General features: G+C 40.4%; 12 protein-coding genes. 4 read left to right on the plus strand and 8 right to left on the minus strand.

What is annotated here, in order from left to right:
- Nucleotides 1-250: 250 nt before the first annotated feature.
- On the minus strand, nucleotides 251-3,961 hold the full coding sequence (locus ACWATR_RS04595; protein WP_460329925.1) for a WD40 domain-containing protein: 3,711 nt from the start codon (nucleotides 3,959-3,961) through the stop codon (nucleotides 251-253).
- A 104-nt stretch (nucleotides 3,962-4,065) separates the two neighbouring features.
- On the opposite strand from ACWATR_RS04595, the gene ACWATR_RS04600 reads away from it, so the two are divergent.
- Nucleotides 4,066-5,907 (plus strand): adenylate/guanylate cyclase domain-containing protein, encoded by a 1,842-nt coding sequence (locus tag ACWATR_RS04600; protein WP_460329927.1) that lies wholly within the window; start codon nucleotides 4,066-4,068, stop codon nucleotides 5,905-5,907.
- A gap of 241 nt (nucleotides 5,908-6,148) precedes the next feature.
- Entirely contained in the window at nucleotides 6,149-7,732 is a 1,584-nt protein-coding gene (locus ACWATR_RS04605; RefSeq protein ID WP_460329929.1) for an alpha-amylase family glycosyl hydrolase, read from the plus strand.
- 236 nt (nucleotides 7,733-7,968) lie between these two features.
- Here ACWATR_RS04605 and ACWATR_RS04610 read toward each other — a convergent pair whose 3' ends face one another.
- Complete coding sequence (locus tag ACWATR_RS04610; RefSeq protein ID WP_460329931.1) at nucleotides 7,969-8,553, minus strand: hypothetical protein; 585 nt, start codon at nucleotides 8,551-8,553, stop codon at nucleotides 7,969-7,971.
- Between the two features lie 155 nt (nucleotides 8,554-8,708).
- Between ACWATR_RS04610 and ACWATR_RS04615 the strand changes: the two genes are divergently transcribed.
- Complete coding sequence (locus ACWATR_RS04615; RefSeq protein ID WP_460329933.1) at nucleotides 8,709-9,380, plus strand: Coq4 family protein; 672 nt, start codon at nucleotides 8,709-8,711, stop codon at nucleotides 9,378-9,380.
- 159 nt (nucleotides 9,381-9,539) lie between these two features.
- On the opposite strand, the gene ACWATR_RS04620 is transcribed toward ACWATR_RS04615, so the two are convergent.
- The 6 genes from ACWATR_RS04620 to ACWATR_RS04645 all read right to left on the minus strand — a co-directional run bounded on the left by ACWATR_RS04620 (nucleotide 9,540) and on the right by ACWATR_RS04645 (nucleotide 12,890).
- The gene (locus ACWATR_RS04620) at nucleotides 9,540-9,914 is read right to left on the minus strand and encodes a hypothetical protein (protein ID WP_069068419.1); all 375 of its coding nucleotides are present in this window, start codon (nucleotides 9,912-9,914) and stop codon (nucleotides 9,540-9,542) included.
- Nucleotides 9,904-10,911 (minus strand): LLM class flavin-dependent oxidoreductase, encoded by a 1,008-nt coding sequence (locus ACWATR_RS04625; RefSeq protein WP_420758475.1) that lies wholly within the window; start codon nucleotides 10,909-10,911, stop codon nucleotides 9,904-9,906. Before ACWATR_RS04625 ends, ACWATR_RS04620 begins: the two co-directional genes overlap by 11 nt.
- Nucleotides 10,912-11,047: 136 nt before the next feature.
- The gene (locus ACWATR_RS04630) at nucleotides 11,048-11,410 is read right to left on the minus strand and encodes a hypothetical protein (protein WP_460329936.1); all 363 of its coding nucleotides are present in this window, start codon (nucleotides 11,408-11,410) and stop codon (nucleotides 11,048-11,050) included.
- 422 nt (nucleotides 11,411-11,832) lie between these two features.
- The gene (locus tag ACWATR_RS04635; protein WP_069068422.1) at nucleotides 11,833-12,144 is read right to left on the minus strand and encodes a hypothetical protein; all 312 of its coding nucleotides are present in this window, start codon (nucleotides 12,142-12,144) and stop codon (nucleotides 11,833-11,835) included.
- 2 nt (nucleotides 12,145-12,146) lie between these two features.
- Entirely contained in the window at nucleotides 12,147-12,428 is a 282-nt protein-coding gene (locus ACWATR_RS04640) for a hypothetical protein (protein WP_069068423.1), read from the minus strand.
- Nucleotides 12,429-12,467: 39 nt separating this feature from the next.
- Nucleotides 12,468-12,890, minus strand: coding sequence for a hypothetical protein (locus ACWATR_RS04645; RefSeq protein ID WP_460329939.1), 423 nt, complete (start codon nucleotides 12,888-12,890; stop codon nucleotides 12,468-12,470).
- A 1,162-nt stretch (nucleotides 12,891-14,052) separates the two neighbouring features.
- Here ACWATR_RS04645 and cysK point away from each other — a divergent pair.
- Entirely contained in the window at nucleotides 14,053-15,012 is a 960-nt protein-coding gene (cysK, locus tag ACWATR_RS04650; protein ID WP_460329941.1) for a cysteine synthase A, read from the plus strand.
- The last annotated feature ends 4 nt before the right edge of the window (nucleotides 15,013-15,016 follow it).

The raw sequence follows: 15,016 nt of genomic DNA on the forward strand, positions 1-15,016 counted from the left end.
ATACCTTATTCCCCAAAGCAAATCCTCACAATATTACAGGCAAGCAAAACGGCGCAATTAATAGACTAATTGCTCAAGTTTACTGAAGTAGACTGAAAATTTTCGCGCTATGAAGTCCTCTGAAGAGGACTTTAGCTATGAGACAGGGATTTACAATCCCTGGCTGGCGGACGTGAGGTTTCGCGTTAAGTTGACACCAATGATTAATGAATTGCCCCCCGTTATGACTATTGTTTGCGTAAGTCCTGAATTAAATCTCGAAAGCACCTAACGCTTTGAGGACATCTTTTTGAGCGGTGGTGATTCCTGTTACGCCTGTAATATTAGTTTCTTGATAAGGTCTGTCAGGATTCAGTATTTTCAAGCATTCACCCGTTTGGGCATCCCAAATCTGAATAGTTCCGTTTTGGCTGCCGCTAGCGATCGCATAATGTTCTGTAGATTTGCTAAATGCGATCGCCGATCGCATGGCATGAGGCAGGACAGGCAACACTTTCAGACAAACTCCTGTATGCCTATCCCAAATTCTCACTGTTTGATCTAAGCTACTACTTGCCAAAATATCACCTTCTGGACTAAAGGCAACTGACCAAACACTATTACTGTGTCCCTGAAATATATTCAGACATTCACCTGTATCAACCGACCACAGGCGCACTGTTTCATCTTCACTAGCGCTACTGAGGATTTGCCCATCTGGACTAAAAGCGATCGCCTGGACTCTACTCGTGTGTCCTTCTAAGATTTGGAGACATTCACCTGTGGAAATAGACCACAAGCGAATGGTTTGATCTTCACTACTGCTAGCGATTATTTCACCATTGGGGCTAAAGGTAACACACCAAATCCAACTGGAATGACCTTGCAATATATTGAGGCATTTTCCTGTATTGATAGACCATAAGCGAATGGTTTGGTCGTCACTGCCGCTTGCTAAGATTTGTCTATCAGGACTAAAAGCAACTGATTGCACCCAATTTACATGACCTGTCAAGGTTTGCAGACATTGCCCAGTGCTAACAGACCAAATACGAACGGTGCGATCGGCGCTGCTACTGGCCAGCAAATCTCCATCTGGGTGAAACGCTACGGAAGTTACCCAGCCACTATGTCCGGTGAATTTTTTCAGGCAAGTCCCCGTATTGACATCCCATAATCTCACGGTTTGGTCTGTGCTGCCACTGGCAATTTGACCATCTGCATTAAAAGCGACTGAAAATACCGAATTACTATAGCCTTTTAAGGTTTTAAAGCATCTACCTGTACTAACATCCCATAGCTTTACGCTTTGGTCTGTGCTACCAGTGGCAATGGTTTGACCATCTGCATTAAAAGCAACTGAAAATACTGAATTGGTGTGTCCTGGTAAAATATTCAGGCATTGCCCTGTACTAGTTTCCCAAATTCTGACTGTTTGATCATCGCTGGCGCTGACCAGCATTTGGGAATTGGGGCTAAAGACTACTGAGCGGACACGATCGCTATGTTCTTGTAATATATTGAAGCACTTGCCAGTACTAATTTCCCAAAGTCGAATCGTGAAATCGGCGCTACCACTGGCTAGGGTTTGCCCATCTGGACTAAAGGAAAGTGACCAAATGCGATCGCTATGTCCTTCTAAAATGCGATCGCATTCTCCACTAATTTTCCAAAGTCGAATCGTAAAATCAGCACTACCACTTGCTAGGGTTTGACCATCTGGACTCCATGATACCGAGAGGATGCGATCAGTATGACCTGACAAAATTTTATGACAGTCCCCAGTGTTGACATTCCATAATCTTATTGTTGGTTCATCGCCTCCACTCGCAAGCATTTGACCATCGGCACTAAAGGCAACTGACCAAATCGAACTTGTATGTCCTGACAAAGTTCTCAGACATTTACCAGTGTTGACATCCCACAGCCGAATGGTTTTATCACTACTGCAACTTGCTAATAATTGCCCATCTGGACTAAAAGCAACCGACCAAACCCAACCCAGATGTCCGGCAAAATTGACAACAAGTTTCCCAGTTGCAACTTCCCAGATCCGAAGCCCACCTTCTGCATCACCCGTCACTAACAATGTTCCATCTGGGCTAAAAGCAATGCCAGCAAACACCATACCAAAGGTTTCAGCAAAAACACACTGACTTAAATCAGAATATTCAAAATTAATGTTATGCAAATTTACATTTTGTAAATAGGCTTGCCGAATCGTTAAATTTGAAAAATTGTAGTTAGTTAAAGTTGATTGTAATTGACAAAGTAAATTTAAAATATTACCACCTGCGTATCCAGTTTTAAGTGACGATGTGCCTCGTAGCTTTGTTAAACATTGAGTTAGGAGATTTTCAATTGCAAGCTTTTCACTTACTTCTATTAATAAGCTATCAAGTAATAAGCGTTCCAGAATCGGCTTCAGGATGAAACGAACTTGCGTTTCTCGCACATAATCTTTTGCAGTAGCTCTGAGTAATGCATGAGTTTTGAACAGCAGATTTTTTTGTTCAGCATTTGCTTCTAAACCTGCGAGGATTTCTTGACAAATTTGAGTAACTAATTTCTCGGTGACATATTCCATTACCATCGGCTGAAGTGAAAACTGTGCCGGATGTTTTGCAATCAGTGTCAGCTTGTTTTTCTCAATTAAAGAGCGCTGCTCTAACGATTCTAGAACGTCAATTAATTTCTGTGGCGATATCGGGGGAAAAATATCCGATCGCAGTTCTGAAAATGAAGCAGAATCACGATAGATAGCCAGCCAATAAATGACTGCTTTCTCAGATTCAGAAAGCCGCTCAAATTGCTGATCAATTAGATTGCGAATATTCCCAAAAACAAACGTTTCCTGGTTAAGAAAATCAGAAATACTGCCATCAAACAAGTTTTGAATCGTAGTCGCAATAATTTTCAATGCTAAAGGATTTCCTGCATAACCTTCAACCAGCCGATTCCATTCTTTTGTTGAGCCTTGAAAGTTACCCTTTAACTGCAAAAGTTCTTGTGCTTCTGTTTTCTGCAATCCACCCAATTGAAAAACCCGAACGGGTAAGCTTGCTCCTTCTAGGAGGCGAACTTGTTGAGGCTGATCTCGACTTGTTAGGATTAAGCAGCTTTGATGACGGATTTCTCCAATTTGTTTAAATATTTCGCCATACGCTTCATAGCCTTCGATGTAGGATGATTTAGATTTATCGTTGTGTTGTAAGATGGTTTCAACATTATCAAAGATAATTAAACAACGCTGCGATCGCAAATAATGCAACAGCCGCGAAATTTTGCCTTCAACGGTTTCTGGATAATCAATTTCTTGGTGATTGGATAATAATTTCAATAACTCGGTTAATATCTCTTGTACAGGTGGCGCATTTCGCAGACTTCGCCAAATCACCCATTTAAAATCGCTCTGTAATTGTTGCGCCAGCTTGATAGATAGAGAAGTCTTTCCCATCCCACCCATTCCTAACAAAGCCACAAGCCGACAACGATCGACTAAAATCCACTGCTGTAACTGAGCTAGTTCTGCTTGTCTTCCGTAGAAAAAATCGACATCGATTGCATCTCCCCAATCTTGATACGAAGTCTTAACTTCTGTAATCAGTAAATTATTAGTAACTTTTACTCTCGTTTCTTCTTCGTGATTATTAAATATATTCTCTTTCTCTGGAATCGATTGTGCCGTCACATTTTCTATTTTAAATCGACGCTCAATTGCGGTTCGGAAACTTGTTTTATTAACTTTTTCTCCTAACACTTCTGAAAGGAGCTTCCATAGCTTCGGGCCAATATCATGTTTTAAGTAAGTTGGGGAATAGCCATAAATATCGGCAATGCGATCGTAACTTTGGCGTTCTAAAGACCACGACTCACGCAACATAGCTTGTTGGAGATCGCTCAAATGAATTCTTGACTTGGCGAAAACGAGAGAGTCTGTAAATGCGAGTGCTTGATCAATATCCATTGCTGCGATCGGCAAAAGTTAAATCCACTTAAAATTCTATAAGTAGAATGTGATAATTTATTTATCAGATAATAGCAAAAATAATATGCAATATTTTACAACTTCTTTACATAAAGCTTATGATTCAGTCATTAATTAGTCGAATTTGGGAATCACTTTTACGCTTACTATTACAGAGAATTACTCTTGTACTCACGCTGATGTTATGTGCTGCGATCGCGATCGCAATTTCTAATATGTCTGGGCTTTCATCGAGTTTGATTGAATCCCAAGCAGTTCAAAATGCTGCTTTGAATATCCAATCATTAACTCAAGCTTTTGACCTCTATAGCGCCGCCGCCGCCGATCGAGCTAAACTCGTGCCTGGAGTTACCGTTACCCACGCTTACCTCAATACCAAAGGTGCAATCCCCCTACCCTCAACTTTTGCGATCGAGCTTGGTGAGCAAATTAGTGAAAAAAATTCTGAAATGTCTGTACGACTGTACAGTAACTATCCATATCCTTGGCGCACGACAGGGGGAGCAAAAGACGAATTTGAGCGCGATGCACTCAACTTCTTGAGAGAAAATCCTCGTCAAAAATTCTATCGTCTTGAGAAGCAAAATGGATCTACTACCTTGCGTTATGCACAAGCCAGCCTGATGAAAGCAAGTTGTGTAACTTGTCATAACACAGACATCAATAGTCCAAAGAAAAACTGGGAAGTAGGAGATGTTGCTGGGGCTTGGGAAATTTCTCAATCTCTCGATAATTTAGTAACCAAAACCAATCAAAGTCTCCAAGGAACCTTCGCCATGTTAGGCGGTATGTCAGTCTTAGGACTCTCAGGATTGACACTTGTTGTTGGGAAACTCCGAGAAAACGCAAGAAGTTTAGAGCATCGAGTCAGAGAACGAACCACAGATTTAGCAGAAGCCAACACTGAATTAGAAAAAAGAAACGAATTAATTCGCCAAGTTTTCGGACGATATTTGAGTGATACGGTTGTCGCTAACTTGTTAGAAAGCCCTGAAAGATTAAAACTTGGTGGTGAACGACGCAAAATTACTATCCTCACCTCCGACTTACGAGGCTTCACATCTCTCTCAGAACGCTTTCCACCAGAAGAGGTAATTCACATTCTCAACCTCTATTTAGAATACATGGCAGATGTGATTAATCATTATCAAGGCACAATTGATGAGTTTATGGGGGATGGTATTTTAGTCTTATTTGGTGCCCCGATCGCTAAAGAAGATGATGCCCTCAGAGCAGTTACCTGTGCCTGTGCCATGCAGTTAGCAATGGGTGGCGTGAATGAAAAAATGAAAACCCTCGGTTGGCCACCATTAGAAATGGGGATTGGGATTAACACAGGTGAAGTTATAGTCGGCAATATTGGTTCTGAAAAACGGACTAAATATGGAATTGTCGGTAGTCAAGTCAATCTCACCTATCGAATTGAGTCATATACTAGTGGCGGTCAAATTCTCATTTCCGAGCAGACTTTTCAAGAAGTCGGTTCAAGCGTCAGAATTATTGGACAAAAGCAAGTTCAGCCGAAAGGTGTGAGCCAAGAAATTACCATTTATGAAGTATATGGCGTGGGTGGACGATACAATCTTTATTTGCCCAAAGAAGAAGAACTATTTTTTCCTGTTCCTCAAGAAATTCCGCTTCTATACACTATTTTGCATGACAAGCAAATGGGGAATCCGGTCTTTTCCGGGCGTTTAGTCAAACTATCAGCAAAAGGAGCCGAATTACAGGTAGATATTCCCAATGTGATACCAGCCAAATTAACTAATATTAAAATTAATCTTTTTACGTCTAAAAATTCAACACAAGTGAGTGAAGATATCTATGCAAAGGTTTTAGAAAAACTGGCAGTTAGAGGTAGCTTTTATATTCATTTTACGGCTGTTCCTCCTACACTATTAACTCAGTTTAATAATCTCTACCAGATAATTTCTCAATAACTTAATTCAACAGAATATCAACTAGAACATTCTTGTGTAATTTTGCCTCCTTTTAACAAAGAGACAGTCCGCTTTATAGGAAAAAATCTGCATCTCTTTGCGCTTTTCTTGGCGTTTAAACTAAAAGCTATCATTAAAAAATTGAGTGACAAAATACCTCTGTGGGTTCATGAAAACTGTAGGTACTTTTTATAACATTTAAAATGCATACTTCCATTTTCCTATCTGTGCGTAAATCCTCATGGCTAAAGTTGAAGAATTGATACCCCAGCAACTCTCCGAAACAGACCTGAAACCACGAGGGAGAGTTTATCCGAGTCCTATCAGTTGGCGCGACCAGTTTTTGTACCAATTGGTATTAGATAGATTCAGTGACGATAATGAAAATCAACGGGAACTGTTTGACCACACCAACCCTTCAAAATTCCAAGTTCAAGACAAAGCTGGCTGGATGGCAGCAGGGACAAAGTTTGTTGGTGGCACTCTTAGGGGAGTTAAGAGTAAATTAGACTACTTGCAACGATTGGGAATAACAACGCTGTGGATTAATCCACCTTGGCGACAACATTCTGAGTTAGAAACTTATGATGGCGATCGCATTCAAGAATTTTTAGATGTTGACCCCCACTTTGGCACTCGTCAAGATTTAAGAGATTTGATTGATGCTGCCCACGATCGCAGGATGTATGTCATTCTCGATGTAACATACAACCAGAGTGCTGATAGCTGGTTTCACAGAAATGACGTAATTGCAGCTCTAGCCAGAGTTTATCAATATTGGATTGCTCTTTCTGACTGCGATGGTTTGCGGATAGATAGCCTTAAGCACGTTTCTCCAGAAGATTCCCGCAAATTCTGCACAGCCATCCGTGAGTACGCCGAATCTATCGGTAAAGACAACTTTTTACTAACTGGAGAAATAACTTCCGGTAGTATGGCTGGTGCGTACATAGACATTATTGCCCGCAATCTCAGTGCTGTATTAGACATCGCGCAGACCCCTAATGAATTGGCTGCATTCGCCAAAGGGTTAGTACATCCCAAGCAATTTTTCGATTTGTATAGCGAAAACAACCTCGCTGGAGAATACCGCCAAACGGGGATATATCATGTCTCCATCTTGGATGACTATGAGATGTCATCCCGGACTCATAAACAGCGATTTGCCGCAAACAGTAATGTGCCTCATCTTTATGAACAAGTTGCTCATGCTGTCGGTGTGCAATTAACTATGCCAGGAATTCCTGCTATTTATTATGGAACAGAACAGGCTTTTGATGGCAATGAAGGCTATCACGATTCCAGCATAGAAGGCGGCAGGTTTGCGGAAGATAGATATATCAAAGAAGCAATGTTTGGCGGTGCTTTTGGCGCATTTCAAACAGCAGACTGTCACTTCTTCGATATCGATCATCCTACCTATTTGCGAATAGCTGCGATCGCCCGTATCCGCAACAGTCACGATAAAATTGGTAAAGCATTGCGCCGTGGTCATCACTACCTACGCGAAACATCCTTTTGTAATTCCCCGTTCTCAATTCCCGGACAAGGCGAATTAGTTGCTTGGTCACAGACTTTATTTGACACAGAAGTGTTGATGGTGCTGAATACCAACGGCTTAGAAAATCGCGGTGCAGAAGTGACAGTAGATACTTATATGCATCCTCAAGATTCGACCATGACCTTTTTATACAAAAGCGATTGGAGTGATTCATATTTACGCCACCCACCCCGCGAGCAAACTGTAGCTGTACAACATCATAACGACCGTCGCGCAACTGTGCGAATTGATTTGCCTCCTTCGGGAATGGTGATTTTGGCGTAAGCTAACACCAGCATTTGGGCAAAGCTTTGGTTTTATCAAAATGCTTTGCCCCTGCAATTACCCAATATAGGACTCATATTTGATTTCTGAAAAAACTCAGTACAACTAAGAAGCCTTCTTGACTGTTGCCTGTTGCCTATTGCCTATTGCCTATTGCCTATTGCCTATTGCCTATTGCCTGCCTACGCAAATTAGTTCAGAAATCAAAGCGGATTCCTATATCTACATTCTAATTTTCATCGAAATTTTCTTAATGGTTTATGTCCTTCTTGTAGACAATTTGTTGGCAAATCATTGCCACTCACTTTAAAGTCAAAACATGATAAAAAAAGATAGTTATGACTACCAACGAAATATCCAATACAGCCAATAATTAAAGTGATCGCAATCAATTTTATAATCAGATTTTTAGACAGATGAACAATATCTTCATTAATAATCGCAAAAACCATGTAGAGGGTATAAGGTAGGCAAATCAGATAAACCACAATTCCTAAGCCGAGACTAAGTATCTTTCGCAAAGCACCCGTCGTAGAAATTTCATAGAAAGGCACAAAAGGCAGGATAAACCACAATGTAGGGATACTCATCAGCAGTAATCCTGGCCATCTAATTGGTGAACGGTTGCGTGGAAGTAAAAGGCACGCTAGGAGAGTTGCTGATGAAGCTACCCAAATCAAGAAGATTTTCTCAAAGAAAATAACTTTAAAAGCACCCAAGTTAAAGCTGAGATCCCAGATACTTAGAGATAGTGTAATGGCAGCTAACAGGAAGCTCTTGATTTTTAGCTTAGTGTGCTGCTCCATTTTTTGATCATTCATCTCTTCTTTGAGATAGTGTTTTTACTTAAACATATTTCTAGCAAAAACTTTCACTAAATACCTCTGAAGATTCATGAAAAACTGGATAAATATATTCCAAAATTGAAGACTCAGATTTAAATTAGCCAAATTATATCTCCAAGTAGATAATCACTATGGACAATATAATTACCTACAACAACGATAAAGGTCTCCTTGCTTACATTCAATTTCTAGCATCTAGCGCCCAAAAAATTGGAGATGGTAATACTGATAGAGTATTTGACTTCGAGGACGCACTCGACCAAACAGAAATGGCACAGCTAGCTGTTGATGAACTAAAAAAAATCCCTGAAGTCAAGGCGTTATTTACAGAACGCTGGCTACCAGCCCCTTTCAATTTAGATGATTTAGCCAAACTCCCAGAAGGGACTTTAGGTAATGTTTATGCCAGAGGAATGAAAGCCAGAGGATTCGATCCCTATTTTTACAAAAAAGTTCCTGTTGTTGATGACATTTCTTATCTCAAAATGCTTTGGAGATCCACTCATGACATATATCATGTAGTTGCTGGATTTGACACCGATCTAGTTGGTGAAATTGGTCTACAAGCTTTTTTCTTAGCTCAGACTCCCATACCTATCAGCGTCATGCTTTTGAGTTTGAGTATGGTAATAATTAGCCTTTATCAACCGACTAATTTTAAAGCTTTAATGACAGAAATATCTCGTGGCTACAAGGTGGGTTCTCATACTCCAGGCAAGTTTATCGCGCAAAAATGGGATCAACTTTGGGATGTACCAGTCAGTGAAATTCGTGAGCATCTAGGAGTATATTCCACTCCGTAAAACGGCTATTTTAAGAGTAGATTTGTTGAAGAAGAATTCATTCTGAATTCTGACTCCTGACTCCTGAATTCTGTTCGAGAAAAATTGCAACACCCTGCACTTTAGAAGTACAGGGTGTAATACAGCTATATTTTGTGTGATTCCCAGTTTCTATTTACCTCAAAGCCAATCTCGATAAGCTGATATTTCATTTACGCTAATTTCAAATGGCATCCCTTTGCCAAATGGCGGATAAACGCGGATTTTGCCATTGCTAGCAAAGCGCTCTAACCGATTACCTAACTGGGCAATATTGCTGACAATATGCCAATAAGATACTAAGTCAGGGCAATCAATAATTAATGTGAGGATGCTAGCATTTGTTGTGAGATACCACTGACAATTAGACAATAGGACTCGCGTAATGCGATCGCAGGCTAGAAAAAAGCATCTGCCAGCAGACTGTTCTAGCTCCATTTGCAGCATTCCATCCTGTTTCGTTACCTCAGTGGGAGGTAAATCATCGGGAGGAAGCAAGTATAGTTTAGAAGACATAATTTCGCACCTCTTGGTTGTAGCGCGTCAAACTGTCCAGGTTTTTTTGCAAATCCGCAGACGAGGGTTTGAGTGCTAGCGTACCTAAATCTAATTCGTCCTGAAATTTCTTGATTTTGTCTCGACAAGTCTCCACATCACCGATAATTGAGTTCTCAATCAAATAATCTTCGTCGAAACAAATATTTGTGCGATCAAATGGTTTTTGGTTGGGATTCGCACTATTTTGCAATACTTGAGCCGTATTAGCTTTCATTTTCTGGCTAAATTGGCGAACGAAAGGTAACGCTTCACTCACAGCCTCATCAAATGTTTTGCCAACAAAAAAGAAGCGTGCCAGCACCAACTTTTCCGCACCACTAGAATTTAAGGCTCGATATTTGGCAACAGTATCTTTCAATCTCTGTAGGGAAAATGGCGGCCCACCCATCAAGCTGAAGGAATGTTTAGCAGCAAACTCGATACCATCATCCCCGCCAGTGGCAACATACACTGGTATTTGACTCTGCAATGGTTTTGGGTATATTGTCAGGCGATCGCACTGATAATACTTGCCATTAAATGATACATCAGTTTCATATAACAGCTTGTGAATCAGTGCGATCGCCTCTAGCATTTTCGGACGGGCTTCACTGGGGAGTGTCGCAAAATGCTTGTTTTGTTGGGGAAAGGGGCCGCCTTTCGCAACTCCAAACAATAATCGTCCATTGCACAAGTTATCCAAGGTAGCAATATCTTCCGCTACCCGAATCGGGTTATGGAATGGCAGCAACACCGCCGCCGTCCCTAATTGGATAGTTGAAGTCAATCCCGCCAAGTGTGCCATTAACAGCAACATAGACGGGCTGAGATTGGATTCACTAAAATGGTGTTCACTCACCCAGGCTTCCTCAAAACCTAAGCTTTCTGCCTGTTTTACCAGCGCGACTTGCTCAAACATGGCACGACGAGCATCTTGGTGAAAATTATCGTAATTGCAGAAAATTCCAGTTTTCATTACTTGCGTTAATACTTTGTACTCACCGTAGGTGCTGGCTATTCTGGTTTGTAGTAAGCACTTTAGTACTTAAATATTTGAAGACTAAATTCCTCTCTACAAACACATTTCCCCTCTTAATTAATGCGATGAATTACTAAGTTGCAACCCACTGCAACTCCAACCATAGGCGTGGGTTGTTATCTTTGACCTTCGACATCGGATCGCGCAACAATCGCTTGGCATTCATGCAGACAACCTGGATTAAACCCATATTGTCTGCTACTTCTCTGAGTATTTCTTTTTGAGCTTGCACACAGGAAATCATTTCGTCAGAGCAATAAATTCCTATATATTGCAAACGTCTGGCAGGTCGTCCCCAAAAACAGGTGATGACTTTCACATAACACCCATCCAGCAATTCCCCAACTTGCGGATAGTAATGGTTGACGACTCTTGTGAATTCTTTGGCTAAGATATCTTCAGCAATCATTGGAACTGATATTTCTGTAGCGTCCATCACGCTATTTAATATAACATAATTTTGTCAGTTAAATATGACAAAATAGCCTATTAGGCTTAAATAAAATCTTAAATATTAATTGAATAATAATTCAGAAGTCAGAATTCAGAATCAAGATGCGACGCTCGAAAATACTCGCTATCTGCTTTTTCAGTCAGAATTAATTCTGTTATACCATTTCAAGAAAATCTTGATACATATAGATTTTTCGTAGGGGTTTAGCACTGCTAAACCCTTACCCATGTATTTGTATCATTATTAAAGTGAAATAGTATTAGCGGTAACGGAGCGTTTAGCCCATTCTGGCTCCTGACTCGTGAATTCTGTTCAATAAAAAAAGAGGTGTACCTTATTTAGTATCACCTCCGTGCGTAAAGCATCTTTATTGTTGAATCCTAACTTTTGAATTTTAATTATTATTATCGAGCATTGCGTTCACAAACTAAAACCTCTGCTACGATATCCGGCACATTCATACAGTCTGTAAATCCTTCAGAACCACGAATTGGTGATATAAATGTATAGTTTGGATCACACTCTCCATTGTCATATACTTGAATAAACCACCGATCGGGAAATCCTTCTACACCTAATTCCACAGTGTACCAACTCTCGCCAATCAGACGAGAGTTAAAGATTGTGAACCACTCTCTGTTTTCTTCTGAGATATTCCAATCTGCCATGAGCAGTTCTAAAGCTATTTGTCCTGCATCCGTTGAAGTCAACAGCATTTTTACTCCTTATTTGCAACTTCAGTATTTGCAACTTCAGTACTGGGAACTTCCGGGTATAAACCCAATTCTTTAGCTAGCTCACGCGCCACAAAAAATAAAAATTTGGCACCATCTTGATTGCCTTCATGGGCAAACATAGTTGCTACTTGTAACATTGTTTCTACAAAACCAGAATCAATCAATTCTGGCTTTGATTCCAAAATTTCTGGTTCTTGACCATTAGGGCATCTGAGTAATTCGTCAATCAGATTAAAATACAGTTGTTGGCGTTGTTCTGACATGGTAATTTTGTTGATTTGAGTGAGTAAATTGTGAATAGGTTACTGTTCGATACTTTGCTGCCACAGTCTTTCCAACATTTCAACTTGTTCTTTTAAAACAGCAGCACGATGAACAAGATACCTGTCGTAAAAGAGAATCCCTAACCCAACACAAATCGGGGTTAACAAGAAGAACCATTGCAGGATAGTAGCAAATTTATATTGTTCAGCAACAGTCAGCATTTGATGAAGCACATTACGATCAGAGGATTGAATGTTAGTCTGAGGGGAATGTGTACCCTCTGTTCGGGGAGCCAAGGTGGGAGCCTGTGTACTAGCATTGTTCACTTCGTAAGCTAAATTCTGGGATTTTACTAACTCCAGATGTCGCTCCCAAATTATGCCAAATACTACTAGTTCTGGTGAAAGCACTGCTAAGGTAACGACGAAAACTGTAAGAACATTTAAAAGTTTGGCTTTCATCTTGGCTCTCCCTTGCTAGGTAGTATGCACCCCAATACTTCTCGGATTTTGGGGAAAAGGGGAACGGGAAAGGGAAAAGAAAAAATCTTTACCCCTTAACCTTTAACCTTTAACCTTTTTCCCAAACCCGATTCCGAGTTAAAAGTGATTAACCGAGAAGTATTGATATGCACCCAGTAAGAAAATATCTTTTGCTGTTTATCTAAAGTAGTTATATATTTCTACCTCTGAAACAGTTTTGATATTAAAATATGTGTAAACGGTAATTTTCACAATTGTTAGTTCTCAGTTATTTTTTTAATCACCACTGATCACTGACTCATGAAAAGTTACCAATTTTTTCACAAAACGTAGGATTATTCAGTCAGAAATAACGCACTTAGATTCTGGATTCTGGTTACATCCTAGTCTCAAAAGAGAGATTAAGAAGTCCCCCCTAGTTCACTAAGCTTTCGCTTAGGAATGTTGGGGGGTAGAGGGGAATCTCTGCGTAAATCCTATACGATTTATATCAGCCGCTCTCCACAAAACAGTTTACCCCAGCCCTGTTAAGATTATTAAATTCATTAGAATAGTACTCAAAGGCTGTAATTCCCATCCGATAAGTCTTATAAAAATTAATTGGGGTATGGGTGCTAGTGTTTTTGAGACGAGGTGCTAGTGTTTTCGAGGTGAGGTTCTGGTGTTTTTGTACTCAACCTAAAAGCAATGTAGACAATGATTAAGGACTGTTTGTGATGCAATTTTGGACGGCTAAAATCTGCACTCAAAAGAGAATACCAATGCCTCTTGCTCAAGATAGACTAATAATTTAAGAAAAGCAATTAAATGTTTGAAAAGTAAATTATATTTCCATAACAAATAGAAAAAATGGTGAAAATTATTCATATATACAGAATTACAGAAATCGAATCTCAACCCAAGAGACAATAGTCAGCAATTCCAAATGGTAAAATAGAAGGATGCTTCCCTAGTACTCTGCTGAAGTGAGAATCAATCGGAACATCTCATAAAAGTTCTTCCTAAACTTTCATATTTTGTGGTTTAGTTAGAATACATAGTATATGCACTCATTGACACTACAGTACAAATTAAATACACAAAAGCTTATTGTTATAAGTAAATACTCTGTACTAAGATTTAGGATTTTAGGAGTTAAATAATGCGGATTGCTCAAGACATAACAGAACTGATTGGACGAACTCCTTTAGTTCAACTGAACAAGATTCCCCAAGCTGAGGGAGTAGTGGCAAGGATAGTTGTCAAATTAGAAGGTATGAACCCAGCGGCTTCGGTGAAAGACCGCATTGGTTTAAGTATGGTACTCTCAGCAGAAGCCGCTGGCTCAATTTCCCCTGGAAAGACCATTTTAGTTGAACCTACCTCTGGTAATACAGGAATTGCTTTGGCGATGGTAGCAGCAGCGCGTGGCTACCGTTTGATTTTGACAATGCCAGAGACAATGAGCCAAGAACGACGAGCTATGCTCAGAGCTTATGGTGCGTCTTTAGAGTTGACACCAGGTGCTGAAGGAATGCGGGGAGCAATTCGCAAAGCCGAAGAAATTGTCGCTAATACTCCCGATGCTTTTATGTTGCAACAGTTCCGCAACCCTGCTAATCCCAAAGTTCACCAGGAAACCACCGCCGAAGAAATTTGGGCAGATACAGACGGGGAAGTAGATATCGTCATTGCTGGGGTAGGTACTGGTGGGACGATTACTGGGATTGCAGAAGTACTCAAACAGCGCAAGCCGACTTTTAAAGCGATCGCAGTTGAACCCAGCAACAGCCCAGTTCTCTCAGGTGGTGAAGCTGGCCCACATAAAATTCAAGGTATTGGCGCGGGATTTATCCCAGATGTTCTCCGCCTAGAATTAGTTGATGAAGTAATTAGAGTCAGCGATGAACAAGCGATCGCTTATGGACGCCGCTTGGCAAAAGAAGAAGGCTTATTGTCTGGAATATCTTCTGGTGCAGCTTTGTGCGCCGCAATTCAAGTAGGTAAACGTCCAGAAAATGCCGGACGTTTAATCGTGATGATTCAGCCTTCCTTTGGTGAACGTTACCTCAGCACACCTATGTTTCAAGACTTGTCTTTAGAAACTGCTGGTGTCCGTTAAGGAT

Source organism: Nostoc sp. UIC 10890 (genome assembly GCF_054786515.1).

Excerpts from the sequence above, each read along its gene's own strand:
- ACWATR_RS04600 (WP_460329927.1), top strand. The coding sequence starts at position 4,066 with ATGATTCAGTCATTAATTAGTCGAATTTGGGAATCACTTTTACGCTTA.
- ACWATR_RS04605 (WP_460329929.1), top strand. The coding sequence starts at position 6,149 with ATGGCTAAAGTTGAAGAATTGATACCCCAGCAACTCTCCGAAACAGAC.
- ACWATR_RS04610 (WP_460329931.1), bottom strand. The coding sequence starts at position 8,553 with ATGAATGATCAAAAAATGGAGCAGCACACTAAGCTAAAAATCAAGAGC.
- ACWATR_RS04615 (WP_460329933.1), top strand. The coding sequence starts at position 8,709 with ATGGACAATATAATTACCTACAACAACGATAAAGGTCTCCTTGCTTAC.
- ACWATR_RS04620 (WP_069068419.1), bottom strand. The coding sequence starts at position 9,914 with ATGTCTTCTAAACTATACTTGCTTCCTCCCGATGATTTACCTCCCACT.
- ACWATR_RS04625 (WP_420758475.1), bottom strand. The coding sequence starts at position 10,911 with ATGAAAACTGGAATTTTCTGCAATTACGATAATTTTCACCAAGATGCT.
- ACWATR_RS04630 (WP_460329936.1), bottom strand. The coding sequence starts at position 11,410 with ATGGACGCTACAGAAATATCAGTTCCAATGATTGCTGAAGATATCTTA.
- ACWATR_RS04635 (WP_069068422.1), bottom strand. The coding sequence starts at position 12,144 with ATGCTGTTGACTTCAACGGATGCAGGACAAATAGCTTTAGAACTGCTC.
- ACWATR_RS04640 (WP_069068423.1), bottom strand. The coding sequence starts at position 12,428 with ATGTCAGAACAACGCCAACAACTGTATTTTAATCTGATTGACGAATTA.
- ACWATR_RS04645 (WP_460329939.1), bottom strand. The coding sequence starts at position 12,890 with ATGAAAGCCAAACTTTTAAATGTTCTTACAGTTTTCGTCGTTACCTTA.
- cysK (WP_460329941.1), top strand. The coding sequence starts at position 14,053 with ATGCGGATTGCTCAAGACATAACAGAACTGATTGGACGAACTCCTTTA.